This window comes from Mesobacillus boroniphilus (assembly GCF_018424685.1).
GTDB lineage: Bacteria > Bacillota > Bacilli > Bacillales > Cytobacillaceae > Mesobacillus > Mesobacillus boroniphilus_A.
Genome location: NZ_QTKX01000004.1, coordinates 1 through 21,232, shown reverse-complemented (window position 1 = coordinate 21,232; position 21,232 = coordinate 1). Strand labels below are relative to the sequence as shown.

General features: G+C 44.6%; 22 protein-coding genes, 1 rRNA gene and 1 other annotated feature. All 23 genes read right to left on the bottom strand.

Annotated elements, in window-relative coordinates; genetic code table 11:
• Positions 1-9: 9 nt before the first annotated feature.
• On the bottom strand, positions 10-702 hold the full coding sequence (rplA, locus tag DYI25_RS20910; RefSeq protein WP_213372605.1) for a 50S ribosomal protein L1: 693 nt from the start codon (positions 700-702) through the stop codon (positions 10-12).
• A gap of 306 nt (positions 703-1,008) precedes the next feature.
• Positions 1,009-1,434, bottom strand: a complete 426-nt coding sequence (rplK, locus tag DYI25_RS20905) for a 50S ribosomal protein L11 (RefSeq protein WP_023626445.1) — start codon at positions 1,432-1,434, stop codon at positions 1,009-1,011.
• Between the two features lie 171 nt (positions 1,435-1,605).
• On the bottom strand, positions 1,606-2,139 hold the full coding sequence (gene nusG, locus DYI25_RS20900) for a transcription termination/antitermination protein NusG (protein ID WP_213372603.1): 534 nt from the start codon (positions 2,137-2,139) through the stop codon (positions 1,606-1,608).
• 165 nt (positions 2,140-2,304) lie between these two features.
• A complete protein-coding gene (secE, locus tag DYI25_RS20895; RefSeq protein ID WP_041966537.1) occupies positions 2,305-2,487 on the bottom strand; it encodes a preprotein translocase subunit SecE in 183 nt (60 codons plus the stop codon).
• 51 nt (positions 2,488-2,538) lie between these two features.
• Positions 2,539-2,688: a 50S ribosomal protein L33 gene (gene rpmG / locus DYI25_RS20890; RefSeq protein ID WP_213372601.1), complete on the bottom strand. Its 150-nt coding sequence runs from the start codon at positions 2,686-2,688 to the stop codon at positions 2,539-2,541.
• A 312-nt stretch (positions 2,689-3,000) separates the two neighbouring features.
• A complete protein-coding gene (gene sigH / locus DYI25_RS20885) occupies positions 3,001-3,651 on the bottom strand; it encodes an RNA polymerase sporulation sigma factor SigH (RefSeq protein ID WP_213372599.1) in 651 nt (216 codons plus the stop codon).
• Between the two features lie 68 nt (positions 3,652-3,719).
• Positions 3,720-4,229, bottom strand: coding sequence for an NYN domain-containing protein (locus DYI25_RS20880; protein ID WP_213372597.1), 510 nt, complete (start codon positions 4,227-4,229; stop codon positions 3,720-3,722).
• Between the two features lie 2 nt (positions 4,230-4,231).
• On the bottom strand, positions 4,232-4,960 hold the full coding sequence (gene rlmB, locus DYI25_RS20875; RefSeq protein ID WP_213372670.1) for a 23S rRNA (guanosine(2251)-2'-O)-methyltransferase RlmB: 729 nt from the start codon (positions 4,958-4,960) through the stop codon (positions 4,232-4,234).
• Between the two features lie 286 nt (positions 4,961-5,246).
• Positions 5,247-5,651: a Mini-ribonuclease 3 gene (locus tag DYI25_RS20870; protein ID WP_213372668.1), complete on the bottom strand. Its 405-nt coding sequence runs from the start codon at positions 5,649-5,651 to the stop codon at positions 5,247-5,249.
• A 3-nt stretch (positions 5,652-5,654) separates the two neighbouring features.
• Complete coding sequence (gene cysS / locus DYI25_RS20865; protein WP_213372595.1) at positions 5,655-7,052, bottom strand: cysteine--tRNA ligase; 1,398 nt, start codon at positions 7,050-7,052, stop codon at positions 5,655-5,657.
• Positions 7,042-7,728 carry a serine O-acetyltransferase gene (gene cysE / locus DYI25_RS20860; RefSeq protein ID WP_213372592.1) on the bottom strand — a complete coding sequence of 229 codons (687 nt, stop codon included), beginning with the start codon at positions 7,726-7,728 and terminating at the stop codon, positions 7,042-7,044. The genes cysS and cysE overlap by 11 nt, the downstream gene beginning before the upstream one ends.
• A 192-nt stretch (positions 7,729-7,920) precedes the next feature.
• Positions 7,921-8,154 (bottom strand) — a binding site (T-box leader).
• Between the two features lie 68 nt (positions 8,155-8,222).
• Positions 8,223-9,680 carry a glutamate--tRNA ligase gene (gene gltX, locus DYI25_RS20855; RefSeq protein ID WP_213372590.1) on the bottom strand — a complete coding sequence of 486 codons (1,458 nt, stop codon included), beginning with the start codon at positions 9,678-9,680 and terminating at the stop codon, positions 8,223-8,225.
• A gap of 78 nt (positions 9,681-9,758) precedes the next feature.
• On the bottom strand, positions 9,759-10,241 hold the full coding sequence (gene ispF, locus DYI25_RS20850) for a 2-C-methyl-D-erythritol 2,4-cyclodiphosphate synthase (protein WP_213372588.1): 483 nt from the start codon (positions 10,239-10,241) through the stop codon (positions 9,759-9,761).
• A gap of 126 nt (positions 10,242-10,367) precedes the next feature.
• Complete coding sequence (gene ispD, locus DYI25_RS20845) at positions 10,368-11,063, bottom strand: 2-C-methyl-D-erythritol 4-phosphate cytidylyltransferase (protein WP_213372586.1); 696 nt, start codon at positions 11,061-11,063, stop codon at positions 10,368-10,370.
• A 195-nt stretch (positions 11,064-11,258) separates the two neighbouring features.
• Complete coding sequence (locus tag DYI25_RS20840; RefSeq protein ID WP_213372584.1) at positions 11,259-12,350, bottom strand: PIN/TRAM domain-containing protein; 1,092 nt, start codon at positions 12,348-12,350, stop codon at positions 11,259-11,261.
• A gap of 255 nt (positions 12,351-12,605) precedes the next feature.
• The gene (gene disA, locus DYI25_RS20835; protein WP_213372582.1) at positions 12,606-13,679 is read right to left on the bottom strand and encodes a DNA integrity scanning diadenylate cyclase DisA; all 1,074 of its coding nucleotides are present in this window, start codon (positions 13,677-13,679) and stop codon (positions 12,606-12,608) included.
• A gap of 4 nt (positions 13,680-13,683) precedes the next feature.
• A complete protein-coding gene (gene radA, locus DYI25_RS20830) occupies positions 13,684-15,063 on the bottom strand; it encodes a DNA repair protein RadA (protein WP_213372580.1) in 1,380 nt (459 codons plus the stop codon).
• Positions 15,064-15,419: 356 nt separating this feature from the next.
• On the bottom strand, positions 15,420-17,858 hold the full coding sequence (clpC, locus tag DYI25_RS20825) for an ATP-dependent protease ATP-binding subunit ClpC (RefSeq protein ID WP_213372578.1): 2,439 nt from the start codon (positions 17,856-17,858) through the stop codon (positions 15,420-15,422).
• 4 nt (positions 17,859-17,862) lie between these two features.
• On the bottom strand, positions 17,863-18,945 hold the full coding sequence (locus DYI25_RS20820) for a protein arginine kinase (RefSeq protein ID WP_213372576.1): 1,083 nt from the start codon (positions 18,943-18,945) through the stop codon (positions 17,863-17,865).
• Positions 18,946-18,947: 2 nt separating this feature from the next.
• The gene (locus DYI25_RS20815; RefSeq protein WP_213372574.1) at positions 18,948-19,496 is read right to left on the bottom strand and encodes a UvrB/UvrC motif-containing protein; all 549 of its coding nucleotides are present in this window, start codon (positions 19,494-19,496) and stop codon (positions 18,948-18,950) included.
• 27 nt (positions 19,497-19,523) lie between these two features.
• The gene (locus DYI25_RS20810) at positions 19,524-19,985 is read right to left on the bottom strand and encodes a CtsR family transcriptional regulator (protein WP_213372572.1); all 462 of its coding nucleotides are present in this window, start codon (positions 19,983-19,985) and stop codon (positions 19,524-19,526) included.
• A 368-nt stretch (positions 19,986-20,353) separates the two neighbouring features.
• Complete coding sequence (locus DYI25_RS20805; RefSeq protein WP_213372570.1) at positions 20,354-20,638, bottom strand: hypothetical protein; 285 nt, start codon at positions 20,636-20,638, stop codon at positions 20,354-20,356.
• A gap of 469 nt (positions 20,639-21,107) precedes the next feature.
• Positions 21,108-21,223, bottom strand: a 5S ribosomal RNA gene (rrf, locus tag DYI25_RS20800).
• Positions 21,224-21,232 lie beyond the last annotated feature (9 nt).

The window sequence follows — 21,232 nt, the reverse complement described above, 5'->3', positions numbered from 1 at the left end:
CAAATACTATTATTTTACAGTTGAAGGATCTACTTTAACGCCAGGTCCCATTGTAGTAGAGATCGTAACGTTCTTCATGTAAGTTCCTTTAGCTGCAGCTGGCTTAACCTTCATCATAGTTTCGAAGATTGTGTTGAAGTTTTCAACAAGCTTTCCGTCTTCGAAAGAAACTTTTCCGATAGGTACGTGGATGTTACCAGACTTATCAACGCGGTATTCTACTTTACCTGCTTTGATTTCGTTAACTGCTTTCGTTACATCGAAAGTAACTGTGCCAGTCTTAGGGTTTGGCATTAAGCCTTTAGGTCCCAATACGCGACCAAGCTTACCAACTTCACCCATCATATCAGGTGTAGCTACGATTACGTCAAAGTCGAACCAGCCTTGTTGGATCTTGTTGATGTATTCTGCATCACCAACATAATCTGCGCCAGCAGCTTCTGCTTCTTTTAACTTTTCGCCTTTAGCGAACACTAGAACACGCTGAGTTTTACCAGTACCGTTTGGAAGCACAACTGCTCCACGGATTTGCTGGTCAGCTTTCTTAGGGTCTACACCCAAACGGAAAGCAGCTTCAACTGTAGCATCAAATTTAACAGTGCTTGTCTTTTTAGCAAGCTCAACTGCTTCAGCAACTGTATACGCTTGAGCGCGATCTACAAGCTTAGCAGCTTCAAGATACTTTTTACCTTTTTTAGCCATTTTTATTTCCTCCTAGAATGTGGTTTTAACGGAATAACCTCCCACTTTGAAAAGCGGCGGCACCTCGCTCAGCCCCGACAGGCACTGGAAGACCAGACAGTAAAGTCGTTCTTTGACTTTATTGGCTGGGCTGAAGTGTCCCGAGGGGCTAGGTGCCAGAGCTAGACACTACGAAAAGCGGCGGCACCTTATTAAGGCACCGGAGCTCAAAAAGCAAAGGCGCTTCATGAGCGCCATATTGGACAGATAAAAGGTTGCGAGTGAAATCCATCAGCTTCGCAACCCCATCAATCCACTGTAGCAGAATTAGTCTTCGATCGTGATACCCATGCTGCGAGCAGTACCTTCAACCATGCGCATTGCTGCTTCAACGCTAGCTGCGTTAAGGTCAGGCATTTTCTGTTCAGCAATTTCACGTACTTTATCACGCTTAACTGTTGCTACTTTATTACGGTTTGGTTCACCAGAACCAGACTGAATTCCAGCTGCTACCTTCAAAAGAACTGCAGCAGGAGGAGTTTTCGTAATAAATGTAAATGAACGGTCTTCAAAAACCGTAATTTCAACAGGAATGATTAGTCCAGCTTGGTCAGCTGTACGAGCGTTAAACTCCTTACAGAATCCCATGATGTTAACACCGGCTTGACCTAGTGCAGGTCCAACTGGTGGTGCCGGATTGGCTTTACCAGCAGGGATTTGCAATTTAACCATCTTAATTACTTTTTTAGCCACGAGACACACCTCCTTAAAGTCCGTGATGTGGTAATAGGGGATTTTCCCCTCCCACTCATCTTAAAAGTCTTTATATGAAATAAAGAACTTGAATATATCTGTCAATCGTCCAAGACATACTGACCTATGAAATATTAACACTTTTTAAAGTTGAATTCAAGTTATTTCAGATTATAATTTTTCAATCTGCGAAAATTCAAGCTCAACCGGAGTGTCCCGGCCGAACATATTGACAAGAACTTTAAGCTTTGCCTTGTCCTTATCGATCTCTTCGATTGTCCCTGTGAAGTTGGCGAACGGCCCTTCACTTACCTGGACAGTTTCACCAAGCTCGAAGTTGATATCAACCCTCTTCTCCTCAACTCCCATGCGTTTGAGGATGAACGTTACTTCTTCAGGCAATAACGCGGTTGGTTTTGATCCTGCACCAGCAGAGCCAACGAATCCAGTTACACCTGGTGTGTTCCGGACAACATACCAAGAATCATCTGTCATGACCAATTCTACCAGGACATAGCCCGGGAATGTCTTTCTCTTAACAACTTTCTTTTTACCATTTTTGAAATCTGTTTCTTCTTCTTCAGGGACGATCACCCGGAAGATCTTATCTTGCATGCCCATTGTTTCAACGCGCTTTTCAAGATTTGTCTTGACCTTGTTCTCGTAACCTGAGTAAGTATGCACTACATACCAATTCTTTTCCATCCTAGAGGACTAAATCGTCCGTCCCTCCCCATTTCCAAATGTAAATAGGCATACATTTCGCCCTTACATTGAATGCGATTTTTCAAGCAAATAAAAAACCCGTTATCCGGGCTTTTAAACTTGTCCTGCGTTTATATTTTCCATTATACCATGAGTACGTAGTGGTTATTCAAGAATTAAGCGAATCAATTCAGAAATACCAAGGTCTAACACTGCGAAGAATAGAGCAGCAAAAGCAACTGTAGACAGAACCGTAATCGTGTATCGAGTCAGTTCTTTACGTCTAGGCCAGCTGACCTTTCTCATTTCACGTCCAACTTCACTGAAAAAATTAGTGATGCGCTGCATTTTGTTACCTCCAACTTATCGGGATTCCATATGATGATCTATCTGAAAACCTTATTTCGTTTCCTTATGAACTGTATGGGCACCGCAGTTGTTGCAGTACTTTTTCAGCTCCAGCCGTTCTGTTTGCGTTTGCTTGTTGCTCGTTGTGGAATAATTGCGGGAACCGCATTCCTTACAAGCAAGAGTCACTTTATTATTCATTGACACTTACACCCGCTTTAACAGGCTGATTCCAATCTGATGTCATGAAACCGCCATCTATTATATCTTTAAAAAGATACCATGGCTGATAGCTTGTGTCAATAAGGGCTAAATAGAAAAGCGCAAGCGGCTTGATCAGCCCCGACAAGCGCTGGAGGGCCTGACAGTGAAGTCGTTCTTTGACTTCATTGGCAGGACCGAAGCGTCTCGAGGGGCTAGGCGCTGGAGCTGACCAGTTCTCCAAATGAAAAATTAATATTTTCTAATACCAGATTAAAAGTCAGTTTTGCGGCTATTTTCCGGCAATTCACCTTACACTGACAGCTCTCTCAGCTCAAGATACCTCTCAAGCTTCCGCTTTACACGCTGAAGAGCATTGTCGATTGACTTGACATGGCGATTCAGCTCTTCAGAAATTTCCTGGTAGGATTGTCCGTCCAAATATAATGCGAGCACTTTTCGTTCAAGGTCACTCAGCAGCTCTGACATTTTCACTTCGATCTGGTCAAACTCTTCCTGATTAATAAATAACTCTTCGGGGTCCATCACTTTGGCTCCGGATAAAACATCCATCAGCGTCCTGTCCGATTCCTCATCATAAATCGGCTTGTCCAGGGAAACATAGGAGTTAAGCGGGATGTGTTTCTGCCTTGTGGCCGTCTTGATGGCCGTAATGATCTGACGGGTAATGCATAGTTCTGCAAATGCTTTGAATGATGTCAGCTTGTCCTCCCGGAAGTCACGGATTGCTTTATATAAGCCGATCATTCCTTCCTGCACGATGTCCTCTTTATCTGCTCCGATCAGGAAATATGATCGTGCTTTAGCCCGAACAAAATTCCTGTATTTGTGAATCAGAAAATCAAGTGCATCACTTTCTCCTCTGTGCACCGCTTCTACAATTTCTTCATCTTCCAGCAACAAATAAGCGTCATTTAAACGATTCCCGATGTCAGTACTCATTTCGATCCCCCCGCCCGCACATACAGTTAGAAATATTATACAGCAGGCTTTTTTAAGGCGTCAACAGGTCAATGTTCCCCTCTGCGCCATTTTTCAAAAATTTCTGCCACTTCTTTTGTAAGCGGAATCTTGGCACTTGGCTTTTTTTCCTGGATCACTTTCACGCTTTTTTCTATTTTTTTGCTAATTAAATTTGTTTCGTTAAGCAGCTCCCTTGCTGATTTCCTTAGTGCTCCCTGTCCAAAAATCGCCCATTGCTCGGTATAGTCAGAGGTGGCTACATGGATTTGCGTTTTGCGGTTACTGAGGTCGATCGCCAGCCTTTCAATCCGTTCATCCGCCGTTTCATTTTCTTTTGTAAAAATAACTTCCACCATATAATTCTTATATTTCTTTTGTGTTCCTGATACAAAATGGGCGTCAAAAACAATGATGACGCGATAGCCGGTATACGCCTGGTATTCAGCCATGATTTCAACCAGACGGTCCCTGGCTGCAGAAAGCTCTCTCTTCTTCAAGCTGACCAGCTCCGGCCATGCGCCGATAATGTTGTAGCCGTCAACAAGCAGGATATCCATTCCTATTCCCCTTGCGGATGACGTTTACGGTGAACTTCATACATCAATAGTGCCGCGGCAACTGATGCATTCAAGGAAGTAACATGTCCAACCATTGGAAGGCTTAAAAGAAAATCGCACTTATCCCTGATCAGCCTTCCCATTCCTTTTCCCTCGCTGCCGATCACTAGACCAAGAGGCAGTGTTCCATCCATTTGACGAAAATCCTGTTTTGCCGATGCGTCAGTCCCAGCTATCCAGACACCGCGCTCCTTCAATTCATCGATTGTCTGCGCCATATTCGTGACCCTCGCAACCGGGATATATTCGATTGCACCTGTTGATAGTTTTGCTACTGTAGCCGTCAGTCCAACAGCTCGTCTCTTAGGTATGATGATCCCGTGCGCTCCTGAGGCATCAGCTGTCCTCATGATGGAGCCAAGATTATGGGGATCCTCAATTTCATCGAGGAGCAAAAAGAAAGGCGCCTCATTTTTCTTTTCCGCTGCCGCGAACAAATCATCAATCTCCGCATATTCATAGGCTGCAACCTGGGCGATAACTCCCTGGTGATTGCCATCGGCAAGCTGGTCGATTTTCTTTTTCGGGACGAATTGGACGATGACATTGGCTTCCTTTGCCATCCCGATGACTTGCTGCATCTGACCGCTCTGTGAGCCTTCGGCAATCAGGATTTTGTTAATGTCTCGTTCCGATTTCAAAGCTTCGATTACCGGATTTTTACCAATTATATAATCCTGGTTTTCATTTTGATCCCGAAGTTGATCAGGCTTTTGCCCTGGTTTCTGGTCTCGTCTTGATTCGTGTTTCCTGTCACGTCTTGGTTCATGCTTCTTGTCACGCCTTGCTTCATGTTTTGGGTCCTGGCCTCTGGGTGGCCTGTTCTTTGGTTTTTCGTCCTGCTTTTGCGCCTGATTCCTGGCAGGTTTCAGCTTTTTGTCATCAACTGGTTTTTGCCTATTGTTCTGGTTCTGTTTTTGTTGCTGTTTCTGGCTCATGTGGAATACTTCCTCCCATCTATTCTTCCGCAAGTGCGAATACTGTGGTAATCAGTTCTTCTATCCGTTTCTCATTACCTGCCAGATACAAATAACCGATCAAGGCCTCAAAGGCGGTGCTGTAACGGTATGTTTGGACATCGGTGTTTTTCGGGACAGATCCTGACTTCGCATTCCGGCCTCTTTTTGCAATCGTTATTTCCGATTCAGACAAAGCCTCCATCTCCAGAAGCTTATGCAGGAACTTGGCCTGCGACTTTGCTGATACGTAAGCTGTCGCTTCTTTATGCAGCTTGTTTGGACGGACCTTGCCGCTTTGCAGCAGGTGATGCCGGACATATAGCTCATATACGGCATCACCCATGTAAGCAAGTGCAAGGCTATTCAATTGTTTTTCATCTACTTTTTGTTCGTAATGCAGCATCATTTAGCCTCTTTTCCATCTGATGCCTTGCGGAGTGTCTTCGATGATGATATTCATTTCCTTCAACTGGTCACGGATTTCATCTGCAAGCTGGAAATTTCTATCCTTTCGTGCCTGCGTTCTTTTTTCAATCAAGGCTTCGATCTCTTCATCAAGCAACTCTTCATCTTTAAGCGAAAGACCAAGAACACCGAACAATGTCTCGAATTCATTCATGAATGCATTGATTACTTCCTCGGAGGTGTTTTTCTCCATCAAGTACAGATTAGATAGCTTCGAAAGCTCAAATAGGGTAGATACGCCATTTGCCGTATTGAAGTCATCATCCATATCCTTGATGAACTGATCACGGAGCCCAGCGATTTTATCCAGCCATTCCTGATTGTCATCGGTAAGGTTAGCACTAGCTCCAAGGCGGTGCTTAAGGTTTTGATAAGATGTCTTCAAGCGCTCGAAGGCAGCCTTTGTCTTTTCGAGCAACTCAACGCTGTAATTGATTGGATTCCTGTAATGGACTGACAGCATGAAAAATCTTAACACCTGCGGATCATGCTGTTTGATGATGTCATGAACTGTGACAAAATTGCCAAGTGACTTGGACATCTTTTCATTATCAATATTGATGTATCCATTATGCATCCAGTAGCGGGCAAACGTCTTTCCTGTCAATGCCTCTGACTGGGCGATTTCGTTTTCATGGTGCGGGAAAGCCAAATCCTGTCCGCCAGCATGGATATCGATCGTATCTCCAAGGTATTCGCGTGCCATTGCCGAGCACTCAATGTGCCAGCCTGGACGGCCTTTTCCCCAAGGACTGTCCCAGGAAATCTCGCCTTCTTTTGCCGATTTCCAAAGCACAAAGTCAAGCGCATCTTGTTTCTTTTCCCCAACCTGGATCCTCGCTCCAACCTTCAGCTCTTCAATGGATTGATGTGATAGTTTTCCGTATCCCTTGAACTCCCTAGTACGGTAGTACACATCTCCTCCTGATTCATAGGCAAAGTCTTTTTCAATCAGCGCGCTGATGAATTCGATAATTAAGTCCATTGTTTCCGTTACCCGTGGATGAGCATCGGCTGTTTTGCAGCCAAGTGCGTGGACATCATCAAAATAAGCGTCGATGAAGCGTTGAGCGATTGTCGGTACGTCTACTCCCAGCTCATTTGCAGCTTTGATCAGCTTATCATCCACATCCGTGAAATTTGAAATAAAGCGGACATCATAACCACGGAACTCAAGATAGCGGCGGACCGTATCGAAAACGATGGCCGGACGGGCATTTCCGATGTGAATATAGTTATAGACGGTAGGACCGCAAACATACATTTTCACTTTTCCCTCTTCTAGCGGGATAAACTCTTCCTTGTTCCGAGTGAGTGTATTATAGATTTTAATTCCCATTTTCCATGCCCCTTCCTTGCTTGGCAACTTCCATTTCTTCTTGTAATTTGACAAAATCAAGTTCTCTTTTCAATTTAACCAATTCCATTTCGATTTCTTTGCATCGATCTGCAACAGGATCTGGCAAATCACGGTGATTGAAATCCTTCTTGACTCTTACCCCATCCTGGATGACAATTTTTCCAGGGATGCCAACAACGGTGGAATTCGGAGGTACATCCTTCAGGACAACCGACCCGGCACCTACTTTAGAATTCTCTCCAATCGTAATCGAACCTAAAACCTTCGCCCCAGTGGCAATCAGCGCATTGTCATTAACAGTTGGGTGGCGTTTGCCCTTTTCCTTCCCAGTACCGCCCAGGGTCACTCCCTGGAACACGGTCACATTATCACCAATCTCACACGTTTCACCAATGACGACCCCCATTCCATGGTCGATGAAAAAACGTCTGCCAATCTTGGCTCCCGGATGGATTTCCACCCCGGTAAAAAAGCGGCTGATTTGCGAAATGGCTCTTGCGATAAAATAAAACTTCCGCTTATAGAACGCATGCGCCAAGCGATGGGACCATATCGCATGCAGCCCTGCATAGGTCAAAACCACTTCCAGCGAGCTTCTGGCCGAAGGATCCTGATCAAACACAACTTCTATGTCTTCCTTCATCATCTTAAACATGGTGAAATCCTCCTTCTTTTAAAAATTCACTTTTGTTATTGCTCATTAGTGAGCACCTTTACAGCCGACATTGGGAAATATCCTTACTAATTTGGATTTATGTGACCGTAAAGTGATGTTCCTTCATTTTTCGGTCACATTACCCAACTCGCCTGCCAATACACCATATAAAAAAGCGCCCCTGTCGTATACGACAGAGACGCTTGATATGCGCGGTTCCACTCTGTTTAGGCTACATTAAGCAATAGCCTCAACTTTCACCTGTTAACGGGGGGACCCGCCCGATACTACTCAGGCATCGATTGCCTTTTTGCATTGGGACTCCGAGGCGCATTTCAAAAAATGAGAGGCCTGAACCACTTTCAGCCGATGATGGTTCTCTCTAATAAGCGTCATCCTTCTACTTTTCCTCTTCAACACTTTGTTTATATAGAATTACTCTTACTATATTACATTTTTGAATTTCTGTTAACTAAAACAGCTTAAAAAAGTTATTAGCCCAAAAGCTTCTGGACTCTTTCCTTCACTTTTTCTTTCCCGATCAGTTCCATTGCAAGCATCAGGTCTGGTCCATGTGTTTGCCCTGTGGCAGCCGCACGGATTGGCATGAACAGCTTTTGCCCTTTATGGCCAGTTCCTTTTTGAACTGCCTTGACCGCTGCCTTGATTGCATCCGCCTTGAACTCTTCAAGCTTATCAATTTCTGCAAGGAATGCGTTCAGCACCTCAGGCACCTGCTCGCCTGCAAGGACCTCTTTTGCTTCTTCATCATAGTTTACCTCATCGCGGAAAAATAAATCAGACATCTCAACGATTTCCGCTCCGAAGCTCATTTTATCATGATAGAGGGAAATGAGGCCGCGAACCCAGGCATCCTCTTCCTCTGTACGGTTCTCGCTGACTTTTCCAGCTTTGACAAGGTGAGGCAGCGCTAGCTCGACAACACGATCCAGATCAGCCTTTTTCATATATTGGTTATTCATCCACGCAAGCTTCTGCTGGTCAAAGAGCGCAGGCGATTTTGAAAGTCTTGCCGGATCGAAAATCTCGATAAATTCATCCTTAGAGTAAATCTCTTCTTCACCTGATGGAGACCATCCAAGAAGTGTGATGAAATTGAACAATGCTTCTGGCAAATAACCGAGCTCTTCATACTGCTCGATAAACTGGATGATTGATTCGTCTCGCTTGCTCAGCTTCTTGCGGCTTTCGTTGACGATCAATGTCATATGGCCAAATACCGGCGGCTCCCAGCCAAACGCTTCATAAATCACAAGCTGCTTCGGTGTATTGGAGATGTGGTCATCGCCGCGAAGTACGTGGGAAATCTTCATCAAATGGTCGTCGATGACAACCGCATAGTTATAGGTTGGCGTACCATCTTTCTTAACGATGACATAGTCACCCATCCCATCTGATTCAAAGCTCACGTCGCCTTTTACCATATCATCGAACTTAAGGATCTTGCCTGCAGGCACCTTGAAACGGAGGCTCGGCTGGCGTCCTTCTTTTTCAAACTGCTCCTGCTGTTCTGCTGTAAGGTTTCGGCAGCGTCCTGAATAATGAGGAGTCTCATTGCGTGCAGACTGCTCCTCGCGCTCAGCTTCCAGCTCTTCCTCCGTGCAATAGCACTTATAGGCATGCCCTTTTTCCAGAAGCTCCTGATTGTATTTTTCATATATGTGGTTTCGCTCTGACTGGCGATAAGGTCCATATTCGCCGCCAACATCGACACTCTCATCCCAGTCGATCCCAAGCCATTGAAGGTACTTCAATTGGCTCTGCTCTCCGCCTTCGATATTGCGCTTTTTATCAGTATCTTCAATGCGGATGATGAACTTTCCGCCCCTGTTCCGTGCATATAGATAGTTGAATAGTGCTGTACGGGCATTCCCGATATGTAAATGTCCAGTCGGACTCGGCGCGTAACGCACCCGGATATCTGATGACATAGTGAATCCTCCTCTAATATAGCTGTCCATTATTGTATCATTTTCAAATATAAAAGCGGAAGTGGCTTAAAAAATACTTTATTTGTCCGCCTGCTTCAGCAAAACTGTTGCTTGTGATGCAATGCCTTCTCCTCTTCCTGGGAAACCGAGCTTTTCTGTCGTTGTCGCCTTTACATTCACCTGGTCAGGGGTGCCTTCCAATAATCCCGCAATCCTTTCACGCATGGCTCCAATATGCGGTGCCATTTTAGGTTGTTGGGCGATAATCGTACAGTCTATATTCACAAGCTCGTATCCTTTTTCCTTCACAATCTTCCACACATGTTCAAGTAATTTGGCTGAATCTGCGTCCTTGAATTCAGGGTCAGTATCCGGGAAATGTCTGCCGATGTCTCCTTCGCCAATTGCCCCAAGGCATGCATCAGCTACCGTATGTAAAAGCACATCGGCATCCGAGTGGCCAAGAAGCCCCTTTTCATATGGAATTGTGATTCCGCCAATGATCAGCGGCCTGCCCTCCGTCAGTTGATGTACATCAAAACCTTGTCCAATACGAAACATAGTGAATTACTCCTTTAAAAATCCTGTTTTTTTCTGTATGATAACTCGCTTATTATTGCCTGCCAAACGCATACTGTCTCTAGGTTTGGCCCTTTGATTAAGAATAAAAAAATCACAAACAATTTATCAAACACCGGATTCTTTCCGCTTCCGCAAAATCGCTTCGGCAAAATATAAATCTTCTGGTGTTGTCAGCTTAATATTATCATAGTCCCCTTCAATGATGCTGACCGGATGCGGGATCCGTTCGACAAGACTTGATTCATCTGTACCGATGAATTGTTCTCTCATTGCCTTGTTATGTGCCTCAAGCAATACGGAAACGCGAAAAGCCTGAGGGGTCTGGACTGCCCACAAGCTTGAACGCTCAACTGTTTCGGCTACCATGCTGTTGGCCGCTTTCTTGATTGTATCTTTAACAGGGACAGCCACGATTGATCCGCCATCCTTGCTTGCAGCATCTACAAGATTGCGTATGGTTTCTATTTTGATGAATGGACGAGCAGCATCATGGACTAGCACGATCCCATCCAAGGAATGGACTGCCATCAGTCCGTTATAAACACTGTCCTGGCGTTCCTTGCCGCCAGTGACAAACGAAGAAACCTTATGTATACCGTACTCTTTCAATAAAGACTTGAACTGTTGTTCATCACTCGGGTTGATGGCGAGAATGATGCCAGAGCAATCATCATCTGCTTCAAACACCCTAAGTGTATGAATCAGAATCGGGACGCCTTCCAAAGTCAGCAGCAACTTGTTTTTCCCTGCTCCCATTCTCTTTCCCTGACCCGCAGCTGGAATAATGACCTGATAAGTCATGACGAAAACTCCCATCTATTTTTCTACTCATTCAACATTTCAAGTTGAAAAATCCACAAAATAAAGCAACTAACCTTATTCATACACACTTTTACATATGAACGGGCAGTCGAGTTCCTGCTTCACGCCTTCAAGGAATTCATGAAGGAAGCGGGAATCAACTGCCCATACAGGCTTGGTCCATCCGGGGATGGATCAACTGATTATGCTTTTTTCCAACAGTTTTGGCTTTGCAAAAATCATCCTGCCGGCTGATGTTTGCAACACACTTGTTACGAGCACATCGATACGCTTTCCGATATAATCGCGGCCTTCTTCGACTACGATCATGGTGCCATCATCCAGGTACGCAATGCCCTGGTTATGTTCCTTGCCATCCTTGATTACCTGGATACTCAATTCTTCTCCTGGAAGGACAACTGGTTTTACCGCATTGGCCAGGTCATTAATATTAAGCACAGCAACCTTCTGCAATTCACATACTTTGTTCAGGTTGAAATCATTCGTGACGACAACACCATTTGTCAGCTTTGCCAGCTTCACCAGCTTGCTGTCAACTTCCTGTATGTCTTCAAAATCACCTTCATAAATTTCAACCTTAATCTTAAGTTCCTTTTGTATCCGGTTAAGGATGTCCAATCCGCGGCGTCCGCGATTGCGCTTCAACACGTCAGATGAATCAGCGATATGCTGTAATTCTTCCAGGACAAATTGCGGGATTACGATGGTGCCTTCAAGGAACCCAGTCTGGCAGATATCAGCAACCCTGCCATCAATAATCACACTTGTATCGAGTATCTTCCACTCTCTTGCACGACTTTCTTTTTCCGTCTCTTCTTCAGTGCCTTTTTTCTTCGACTTTGAAAATAAACCAAGCAGTTCATCACGCTTTTTGAAACCTACCTGGAATCCAAGGTAACCAAATAAAAGTGTCAGGAGCGTCGGTGCAACTGTATTCACAACAGGCACCTGGATTGCATTTAGGGCAAATCCAACTAAAAATGCCACCAGCAAACCAAAGAATAGGCCGACACTGCCGAAGAGGACATCAGTAATTGGTGCCTTGATCAGCGACTCTTCAGCCCACTTCACAAAATTGGTCACAGGATCTACGGCCCAAAAAGTAAGAAGATAAAAAATAAGTGCGCCCAAAACAGCAGTAACATAAGGATTATTGATGAGAGTCATGTCTCCCGCGTTCATTAATGATAATAAATCAGGAATTAAGAATATACCAAGCGTTCCCCCAATGATCAGGAAGCAGGCTTGAATGATACGTCTTAACATCCTTTCACCTCCTTTTACTCATTATAAACAACTTCCAAATTTTGAAACCCTAGTAATTAAAACATTTTCTTTAAACATAGCTATTTTAATCATCCAAATGATTATACGATTTTACCATGGCAAAGGTTACGTAATTTGTACAATTAAAATGACAAACAGCAAGATTGCCATAATCTCTATAGGAGTAAATCTCATCTTTAAAGTAGCACCGGGTCATGATAGTGTCAATTAAAAGCAGTCCGCCAATGTCTGGGATTACATTTGACGGTCTGCCATCAGCTGGTCCCTAATGAGTTTGAAGCCTTCTTTGATTTTCCGGGCTCTTACTTCACCAATACCTTCAACGTCATCCAACTCTTCTACGGTTGCTGAAATCATATTCGTGAATTTGCCAAAACGCTTGATCAAGTTTTCGATAATGATCATCGGCAGACGCGGAATCTTATTCAGCATCCGGTATCCTCGAGGACAGATGAATTCATCCATATGCACATATCCCTGATGACCAAGAAGCTTGAGGATGGTAGAATCCTCGATGACTCCGGCCTTCGAAAGCTCCTGGAAACGAGCCATCACATCTTCTGCCTTCACTTCCGATGCTGCTGAATAATCTTTGATGACAAGCAATGCTTCTCTTTCCATTTCAGATAAAAGTTCCTGCATTTGCAGGCGGATCAGCCGCCCTTCCAGTCCGAGCTCGCTCAAATACGTCAAAAGCTCCGTCTTGATTCTCAGTACCATTTCAAAGCGATGGATAACCTGAAGCAAGTCATTATAGGTAACAAGATCCTCAAATTCGAGGATTCCCAGATTGGTAATGCTTTGTTCAAGGACGACTTTATACTTTTCCAGCGTCTGGATTGCCTGGTTCGCCTTAGTCAAGATGACACCGATCTCCTTCAAGGCATAGCGCAGGTGTCCCTGGTACAGGGTAATGACGTTCCTTCGCTGGGATATCGCGATGACTAGTGCCTTTGTCTGCCTCGCCACACGTTCTGCTGTCCTGTGCCTCATCCCTGTTTCGGTAGAAGGTACTCCCGTATCAGGAGCTAACTGGGCGTTGGCGAATAAGATTTTGCTTCCAGTCTCATTTAGGATGATCGCGCCATCCATCTTCGCCAATTCATAGAGATAGCTAGGGCTGAACCTGCAGTTGATTTCAAAGCCGCCATCAACCAGATTTTTAACTTTTTCATTGTATCCAAACACAATCAAACCGCCTGTCTTGGCCCGGAGCACATTATCGATTCCATCCCTTAGGGGCGTACCTGGAGCGATAAATTGAAGGATTTCACCTAACCCTTTTTCTTCAAGCCCTCTATGTTCCAATCCATCAACCTCCCAAGGTGACTTTTAATGCATGGCTGACAGATGATACCCCGATAAGCTCCACTCCCCGTGGTGGAGTCCATCCGCCAAGATTATTCTCCGGTAAAATAATTCTTTCAAAGCCAAGCTTCGCCGCTTCCTGGACGCGTTGTTCGATCCTCGAGACCCTCCTGACTTCTCCGGTCAGGCCCACCTCACCGATAATACAATCGGAGGCGCGGGTCGGTTTATCCCTGAAGCTCGAAGCAATGCTGACCGCCACCGCAAGGTCAATCGCCGGTTCGTCTAGCTTCACTCCGCCGGCAACCTTCAAATAAGCATCCTGGTTAGCCAACAACAACCCAACACGCTTCTCCAGCACCGCCATCAGCAGCGAAACGCGGTTATGGTCGATTCCAGTAGCCATCCGCCTTGGATTCCCAAAACTCGTTGGCGAGATCAGCGCCTGGATTTCAACCAATACAGGCCGCGTTCCTTCCATCGAGGCCACGACCGTTGAACCTGAAGCACCCTGGGATCTTTCCTCTAAAAAAATCTCCGAAGGGTTTGCCACTTCTTCAAGACCTACTTCCTTCATCTCGAAGATACCCATTTCATTCGTCGACCCGAAACGGTTTTTGACGGCACGGAGGATTCTATACGTATGGTGTCTCTCACCTTCAAAATAAAGAACTGTATCAACCATATGCTCCAGCAGCCTTGGTCCGGCGATAGAGCCTTCCTTCGTGACATGGCCGACGATGAAAATCGCAATTCCCTTTGTTTTAGCAATCCTCATTAACTCGGCTGTACATTCCCTTACCTGTGACACACTCCCCGGAGCAGAGGTCACTTCCGGGTGGAAAATGGTTTGAATTGAGTCCACAATGACAAAATCCGGTTTGGTATTTTCAATTGTCAGGCTGATTTCATGAAGATTTGTTTCCGAATAAACGAGCAGGTTTTCCGATGTTACTCCAAGGCGATCTGCGCGCAGCTTTGTTTGCCTCATTGACTCCTCACCTGAAATATAAAGGACTGAATGAGCCTTTTTGGCCAGCTGGTAAGATACCTGAAGCAATAGTGTTGATTTACCGATACCAGGGTCTCCGCCAATCAACACAAGCGATCCCCTGACAACGCCGCCGCCAAGTACGCGGTTCAACTCATTCAAGTCTGTCGTAATCCGCGGCTCGCTGATTGTTTCAATACTGGTGATCGGAGTAGCCTTTGCGGCAACACCCGTATTTCCTGTATTGGCAAAAGCTCCTCTTCTTGTCGAGCCAGTGCTCTCCACTTCCTCGACCATCTTATTCCATTGTCCGCATCCCGGACATTTCCCCATCCATTTGGGAGATTCATAGCCGCATTCCTGGCACATGAATTTCGTTTTTCTTTTCGCCATTTTCTTAGCCTCTCAATAAAAAAAGTTATTATCTTTATAATAAAGCCAATCAAGTAATAATAGAAATGATAGCGACTGAAGTACATATGTGATTTTTTCTTCCGGGGTGTTTTGAGGTTAAGCAACAACAATTTTTACTTGTTCAATTTAATTATGTTCATATTTAGATGCTGTAATTCCAACTATTTAAGAAAGGTTGTTCTGGTGCAATTGAATACATCTTCGAATCCGCATTCAATTGGGTTCTTGCAACAATGAACTTGAGAAACCAACAATGATTATGAAAAGATTTTTTAGAAAAAAGGGGTACACGTATTTTAGTACGTATACCCCTTTTGTTAACATGTTAAGCCATTTTAAGCTTTTGCCGATCCTTCTGGTGTCTTGACGACGAACTCGCCATTTTCTACATCAATGACAACATTTTGCCCAGTGAGGACGGTTCCTTTCAGCAATTCTTCAGACAGCTGGTCTTCGATATGCTTCTGGATTGCCCTGCGCAAAGGACGTGCGCCATATTCTGGATCGTAGCCTTCCTCGGATATTTTCTCTTTTGCCGCTTCTGTCAGCTCAAGCGTGATTTCCTGTTCACTCAAACGCTTCACAAGCTGATCAGACATCAATGTCACGATTTCTTTCAGATGTGGCTTTTCAAGAGCATGGAAGACGATGATCTCATCGATACGGTTCAAGAACTCAGGACGGAACGCCTTTTTCAGCTCTTCCATCACCTTGCCCTTCATATCTTTGTAATCCTGTTCGCCATCCTGGATATTGAAGCCAACATACTTATTCCGTTTTAACGCTTCTGCTCCGACATTGGATGTCAGGATCATAATCGTATTGCGGAAATCGACTGTTCGGCCCTTGGAGTCAGTCAAACGACCATCCTCGAGTACCTGCAGCAAAATGTTGAACACATCCGGATGCGCTTTTTCAATTTCATCCAGCAATATGACGGAATATGGCTTTCTGCGGACCTTCTCAGTCAGCTGGCCGCCTTCATCATATCCAACATAGCCCGGAGGTGAACCAACAAGACGAGATGTCGAATGCTTCTCCATATACTCGGACATATCGACGCGAATCATTGCATCTTCATCTCCAAACATCGACTCTGCCAAAGCTCTTGCCAATTCCGTTTTACCAACACCTGTTGGCCCAAGGAAGATGAATGAACCAATCGGACGTTTCGGATCCTTCAAACCTGCACGCGCACGTCTTACTGCCTTGGAAACCGCCTTAACAGCTTCATCCTGGCCTATGACACGTGAGTGAAGGATTTCCTCCAGGTTCAGCAGTTTATCTGTTTCTGTTTGCGCGAGCTTAGAAACAGGGATATTCGTCCAGCTGGATACCACATGTGCGATATCTTCTACTGTCACCTCACTGTTTTCCTTACCCTGCTTTTCTTTCCATGACTTCTTCGTATTTTCTAGCTGTTCACGAAGACGCTGTTCTGTATCTCTTAATGAAGCAGCCTTTTCAAACTCCTGGCTTTGTACAGAAGCATCCTTTTCCTTGCGTACTTCCTCTAGCTTCACCTCAAGCTCCTTAAGGTTAGGCGGAGTTGTATAGGAACGCAGGCGAACCTTCGAACCAGCTTCATCAATTAGGTCAATCGCTTTATCCGGAAGGAAACGGTCAGAGATGTAACGGTCAGATAATTTCACTGCCGCATCTATTGCCGCATCCGTAATCGATACTCTATGGTGAGCTTCATAGCGGTCACGAAGCCCTTTTAAAATTTGGACTGACTCTTCCGCAGTCGGCTCATCTACAGTAATCGGCTGGAAACGTCGTTCTAGCGCAGCATCCTTTTCAATGTATTTACGGTACTCATCAAGTGTGGTCGCGCCGATACATTGCAGTTCACCACGCGCCAATGAAGGCTTCAGGATATTGGAAGCGTCAATCGCACCCTCTGCTCCGCCGGCACCAATCAGTGTATGAAGCTCATCGATGAAAAGAATGATATTTCCGGCCTGGCGGATTTCATCCATGACCTTTTTCAGGCGATCCTCAAATTCACCGCGGTACTTAGTTCCTGCAACAACAGTTCCCATATCAAGAGTCATGACGCGCTTGTCACGAAGGATTTCCGGTACCTCATTATTGACGATTTGCTGTGCCAGTCCTTCAGCAATAGCTGTTTTACCTACACCAGGCTCTCCAATTAATACCGGGTTGTTCTTAGTACGGCGGCTTAACACTTCGATAACACGCTGGATTTCCTTGCTGCGGCCGATGACCGGGTCAAGGCTGCCTTCCCTTGCGATAGCTGTTAAATCTCTTGCAAGGCTATCAAGTGTCGGAGTGTTGGCATTTGCCGCTCCTCCTCCCTGATGTCCGGAAGTTTCATTGCTTCCAAGCAACTGAAGAACCTGCTGTCGGGCCTTGTTGAGACTGACTCCAAGGTTGTTCAGTACTCTTGCAGCCACGCCCTCTCCCTCACGGATTAATCCGAGCAGGATATGTTCAGTTCCAACATAAGAATGGCCCAACTTCCTTGCCTCATCCATTGAAAGCTCGATGACCTTCTTAGCCCTTGGAGTATAGTGGATTGTCTGGGAAGTTTCCTGGCCGCGGCCAATCAGGTTTTCAACTTCCTTCTGGATTTTCTCTGCTCCAAGACCAAGTCCGTAAAGCGCCTTTGCCGCAATGCCCTCACCTTCACGCACAAGGCCAAGTAAGATGTGTTCTGTGCCGATATTGTTATGTCCAAGGCGAATTGCCTCTTCCTGTGCGAGTGCCAATACTTTTTGTGCCCTCTCGGTAAATCGTCCAAACATCATAAGATCATCCTCCTGACTCGTCTTTTGTTTCCATTTTCAAACGTTCTCTTATTAAAGCAGCCCTGCGGATATCCCGTTCATTCGGTCTTAAGGGTCCTCCCGCATATTGCTGTAAAAACCCAGGCTGAGTTAATATCATCAATTCATTCAAAATCGATTTTGAAATATTTTTTATAAAACCCATATCTATTCCAAGCCGTAAATCAGATAGACAGCGGGCGGCTTCCTTCGTTTCGATGATTCTGCTGTTGGCAAGTGTTCCATATGACCGAAACACTCTGTCTTCTAATTGTATGTTCGAAGTCTTAGCTAATGCTTCCCGGGCCGACCTTTCCTGAGATATAATCTGGCTTACGACACTTTTCAAATCATCCACAATGTCCTCTTCCGACTTTCCAAGTGTAATTTGGTTCGAAATTTGAAAAATATTGCCGAGCGCTTCACTGCCCTCGCCGTAAATACCTCTTACCACCAAACCAAGCTGGTTAATCGCCGGGACAATACGGTTCATTTGCTGTGTTAAAACAAGACCAGGCAGGTGCATCATCACCGAAGCCCTTAGGCCGGTGCCTACATTGGTCGGACAGCTGGTCAAATAGCCGAACTTCTCATCAAACGCATAATTAACATATTCCTCGAGCCAGTCATCGATTTCATTGGCAGCCTGTAGAGCTTCACTTAGCTGGAAGCCTGGGAATAAACATTGAATCCTGATGTGGTCTTCCTCATTGATCATGATGCTCACTTCTTCATTGTCAGATAGTAAGACGGCACCATGAACCGAGTTTTCTGCTAGATTCGGACTAATCAAATGCTTCTCGACTAACACCCTTTTCTGCAAAGGTGGAATTTCACCCATTTTAATCATTTCCAACTGACCAAAGGTAGCTGGTGATGTATTATTGGCACGTTCCATAATCGTACCTACTACTACTTCTGCCTCTCCATTGGTGAACAGCGTCGGAAAATTATATTCATCAAGGTTTCTTGCGAAGCGGATGCGAGAGCTAAGGACGATATCTGAATCAGGACCATCATCACTCATCCAGGAGCTGACAGCCTGATTGATAAACTTCTCCAATGACATGGCTACTCCCCTCCCTCTTGACCTGCTGACAATTTCCTTTCAAGTTCCCTGATCTGGTCCCGCGTCTCAGCAGCTTTCTCAAATTCCTCTGCTGAAATCAGGTTCTTCAAATTTTGCTTAAGCTGATCGATTGTTTTCCTTAAATGAAGGTCGCTGCCAATTCTTTTAGGGATTTTCCCATTATGCATGGAATTACCACTATGGAGTCTCCTTACAATCGGGGTCAACTGTTCGCGAAAAGCATCATAGCAAGTCGCACAGCCAAACCTCCCTACTTTCACAAACTGTGGAAACGTCATCGAACATTGCGGGCACTTGGCAACTTGCTCAGCGTCAAAGGCTTCCTTTTTCTGTTCCGTAAAAGCAGGTTCCATATTCAACAATCCGGCAAGCAGGTTATTGATCGAAAAAACAGGGCTGTTGTTCATCATAAACAGTTCGCCTTTTTCTTGTGCGCATATCTCACACAAGTGCAGTTCCGTTTTTTCTCCATTTGAATAATTCGTGAAGTGCAGCGTTGCCGGCCTTTGATTACACTCTTGGCAGATCATGCCCTCACCTCTTTATCTGCTTTGATATTATTTATATTTCAATGCCATCAGCATTGCCTTCAACATTCTCGCACGCAGTTCATCACGCTGTGGAAGCTCAATATACAGGACGGACCTGTCGAGCACACTCAGCATGATTTTTGCTTCGCGGTCAGTCACTACCTCTTCCTCAACAAGACGGAGAATGACATGCTCAGCGCTGCTTTGCGAAATTCGTGTCTGAATCAAAGACAGTAAATCATCAATCAAATGTGCATGATCATAAGCCTGGACTTTGATGATACGGATGTAGCCGCCGCCGCCCCGTTTACTCTCAACAAGATAGCCCCTTTCAATCGTGAACCTTGTATTGATGACATAATTGATCTGGGACGGCACGCACTGAAATTTATCGGCGATTTCACTTCGCTTGATTTCAACGATTTCCTTATCGCTCATTTCCAAAACCTGCTTAAGGTAATGTTCTATGATGTCCGATATATTCCTCACTAAACCTCCCCCAATCTGACTTTGACTATATTTGACGTTAATTATACAAAAAAATTTTTCCCGTTGCAATGAAAGCATCCTGAATTATATTCGTCAAAATTATGTATGCCAAAACATGACAATAAGGGGTGTGTTGGTTATTATACCCATTTTGTAACATGTGGAAACTTGTATCTGGAAACATCGATGAAAAATTTGTTCTGGACAAGCTTTTATACGAAGGAGTCAGTGCCTAATTGGATAGATCGGCAATGTGACCAGCAATATTATCTATAGTACATAAGCCTTCTCACAAAACTGCTACATAAGAAAAAGGCTGGTATATTATTTTCTGAGGAACTCACTTGTGCCTGTATAAGTGCTATCTACTAACTAAATAAATTGCCAAAAAATATAATGATAGCTAAAAATGCAGATAATCCTAAAGTCATGATGACTGTCGAAAAACTTCTAGCCATACCCTTCCAATCTTCCATAGCTGACATCCCTATAAGCCCTATTACAAAAGTCAGCAAGGTTGCATATAAAAGCAGAACGAATGGTTGTATGCCTAATATCGTGTAATTAATAGGCCCTGTGGAGGAAACTATAAAAAATAGTAAAATCCAGATTGTAGAAAAGATGAATGACCAAAAATTAAATTGCTTATTCATTTTTTCCTCCTATTAGCCCTTCTGCTAAAAAATTGCATGTTTCTTACAATAAGAAAAATTATCTGTGTACAATTCGTTAAGTAGTTCAAATCCACCATTTTACTCTTTCATATCATCTGTTATCCCAATCACTCTTTAAAAAACTAAAAGTAATTAGTCCATCATAATGATTGTAGAATAAATGGGAAGATCAGAAATGTCTGGTTGTTAAATAAATTCCACAAAAAATGCGTTAATCCTTCTTGGATCAACGCACCAGGAGTTTAGGGGCAACAAGCAACTACTTATCCGAACTTAAATCAGGTTCTGACAGCTTTTCTTTCTTTTCCACCAGGCTTATCTGGAGCAGCCATTGCCTCTTCTTGAGTGCTACTTATAGTTTCCTTTTCCTTGCCCTTTCTCGCTTGCATTTGCTCTATCGACTTTTACAAACAAAAAAAGAACAGCCATTACAGCTGTTCTTTTGTGTGCCCGGCGGCGTCCTACTCTCACAGGGGGAAACCCCCAACTACCATCGGCGCTGAGAAGCTTAACTTCCGTGTTCGGTATGGGAACGGGTGTGACCTTCTCGCCATCGCCACCAGACTATTTGGT

Coding starts and splice junctions, on each gene's coding strand:
- rplA (WP_213372605.1), bottom strand. CDS start 702: ATGGCTAAAAAAGGTAAAAAGTATCTTGAAGCTGCTAAGCTTGTAGAT.
- nusG (WP_213372603.1), bottom strand. CDS start 2,139: ATGGAAAAGAATTGGTATGTAGTGCATACTTACTCAGGTTACGAGAAC.
- secE (WP_041966537.1), bottom strand. CDS start 2,487: ATGCAGCGCATCACTAATTTTTTCAGTGAAGTTGGACGTGAAATGAGA.
- rpmG (WP_213372601.1), bottom strand. CDS start 2,688: ATGAATAATAAAGTGACTCTTGCTTGTAAGGAATGCGGTTCCCGCAAT.
- sigH (WP_213372599.1), bottom strand. CDS start 3,651: ATGAGTACTGACATCGGGAATCGTTTAAATGACGCTTATTTGTTGCTG.
- DYI25_RS20880 (WP_213372597.1), bottom strand. CDS start 4,229: ATGGATATCCTGCTTGTTGACGGCTACAACATTATCGGCGCATGGCCG.
- DYI25_RS20870 (WP_213372668.1), bottom strand. CDS start 5,651: ATGCTGCATTACGAACAAAAAGTAGATGAAAAACAATTGAATAGCCTT.
- cysS (WP_213372595.1), bottom strand. CDS start 7,052: ATGGGAATTAAAATCTATAATACACTCACTCGGAACAAGGAAGAGTTT.
- cysE (WP_213372592.1), bottom strand. CDS start 7,728: ATGTTTAAGATGATGAAGGAAGACATAGAAGTTGTGTTTGATCAGGAT.
- gltX (WP_213372590.1), bottom strand. CDS start 9,680: ATGTCATCAGATATCCGGGTGCGTTACGCGCCGAGTCCGACTGGACAT.
- ispF (WP_213372588.1), bottom strand. CDS start 10,241: ATGTTTCGTATTGGACAAGGTTTTGATGTACATCAACTGACGGAGGGC.
- ispD (WP_213372586.1), bottom strand. CDS start 11,063: ATGACTTATCAGGTCATTATTCCAGCTGCGGGTCAGGGAAAGAGAATG.
- DYI25_RS20840 (WP_213372584.1), bottom strand. CDS start 12,350: ATGTTAAGACGTATCATTCAAGCCTGCTTCCTGATCATTGGGGGAACG.
- radA (WP_213372580.1), bottom strand. CDS start 15,063: ATGGCGAAAAGAAAAACGAAATTCATGTGCCAGGAATGCGGCTATGAA.
- clpC (WP_213372578.1), bottom strand. CDS start 17,858: ATGATGTTTGGACGATTTACCGAGAGGGCACAAAAAGTATTGGCACTC.
- DYI25_RS20820 (WP_213372576.1), bottom strand. CDS start 18,945: ATGTCATTGGAGAAGTTTATCAATCAGGCTGTCAGCTCCTGGATGAGT.
- DYI25_RS20815 (WP_213372574.1), bottom strand. CDS start 19,496: ATGATCTGCCAAGAGTGTAATCAAAGGCCGGCAACGCTGCACTTCACG.
- DYI25_RS20805 (WP_213372570.1), bottom strand. CDS start 20,638: ATGAATAAGCAATTTAATTTTTGGTCATTCATCTTTTCTACAATCTGG.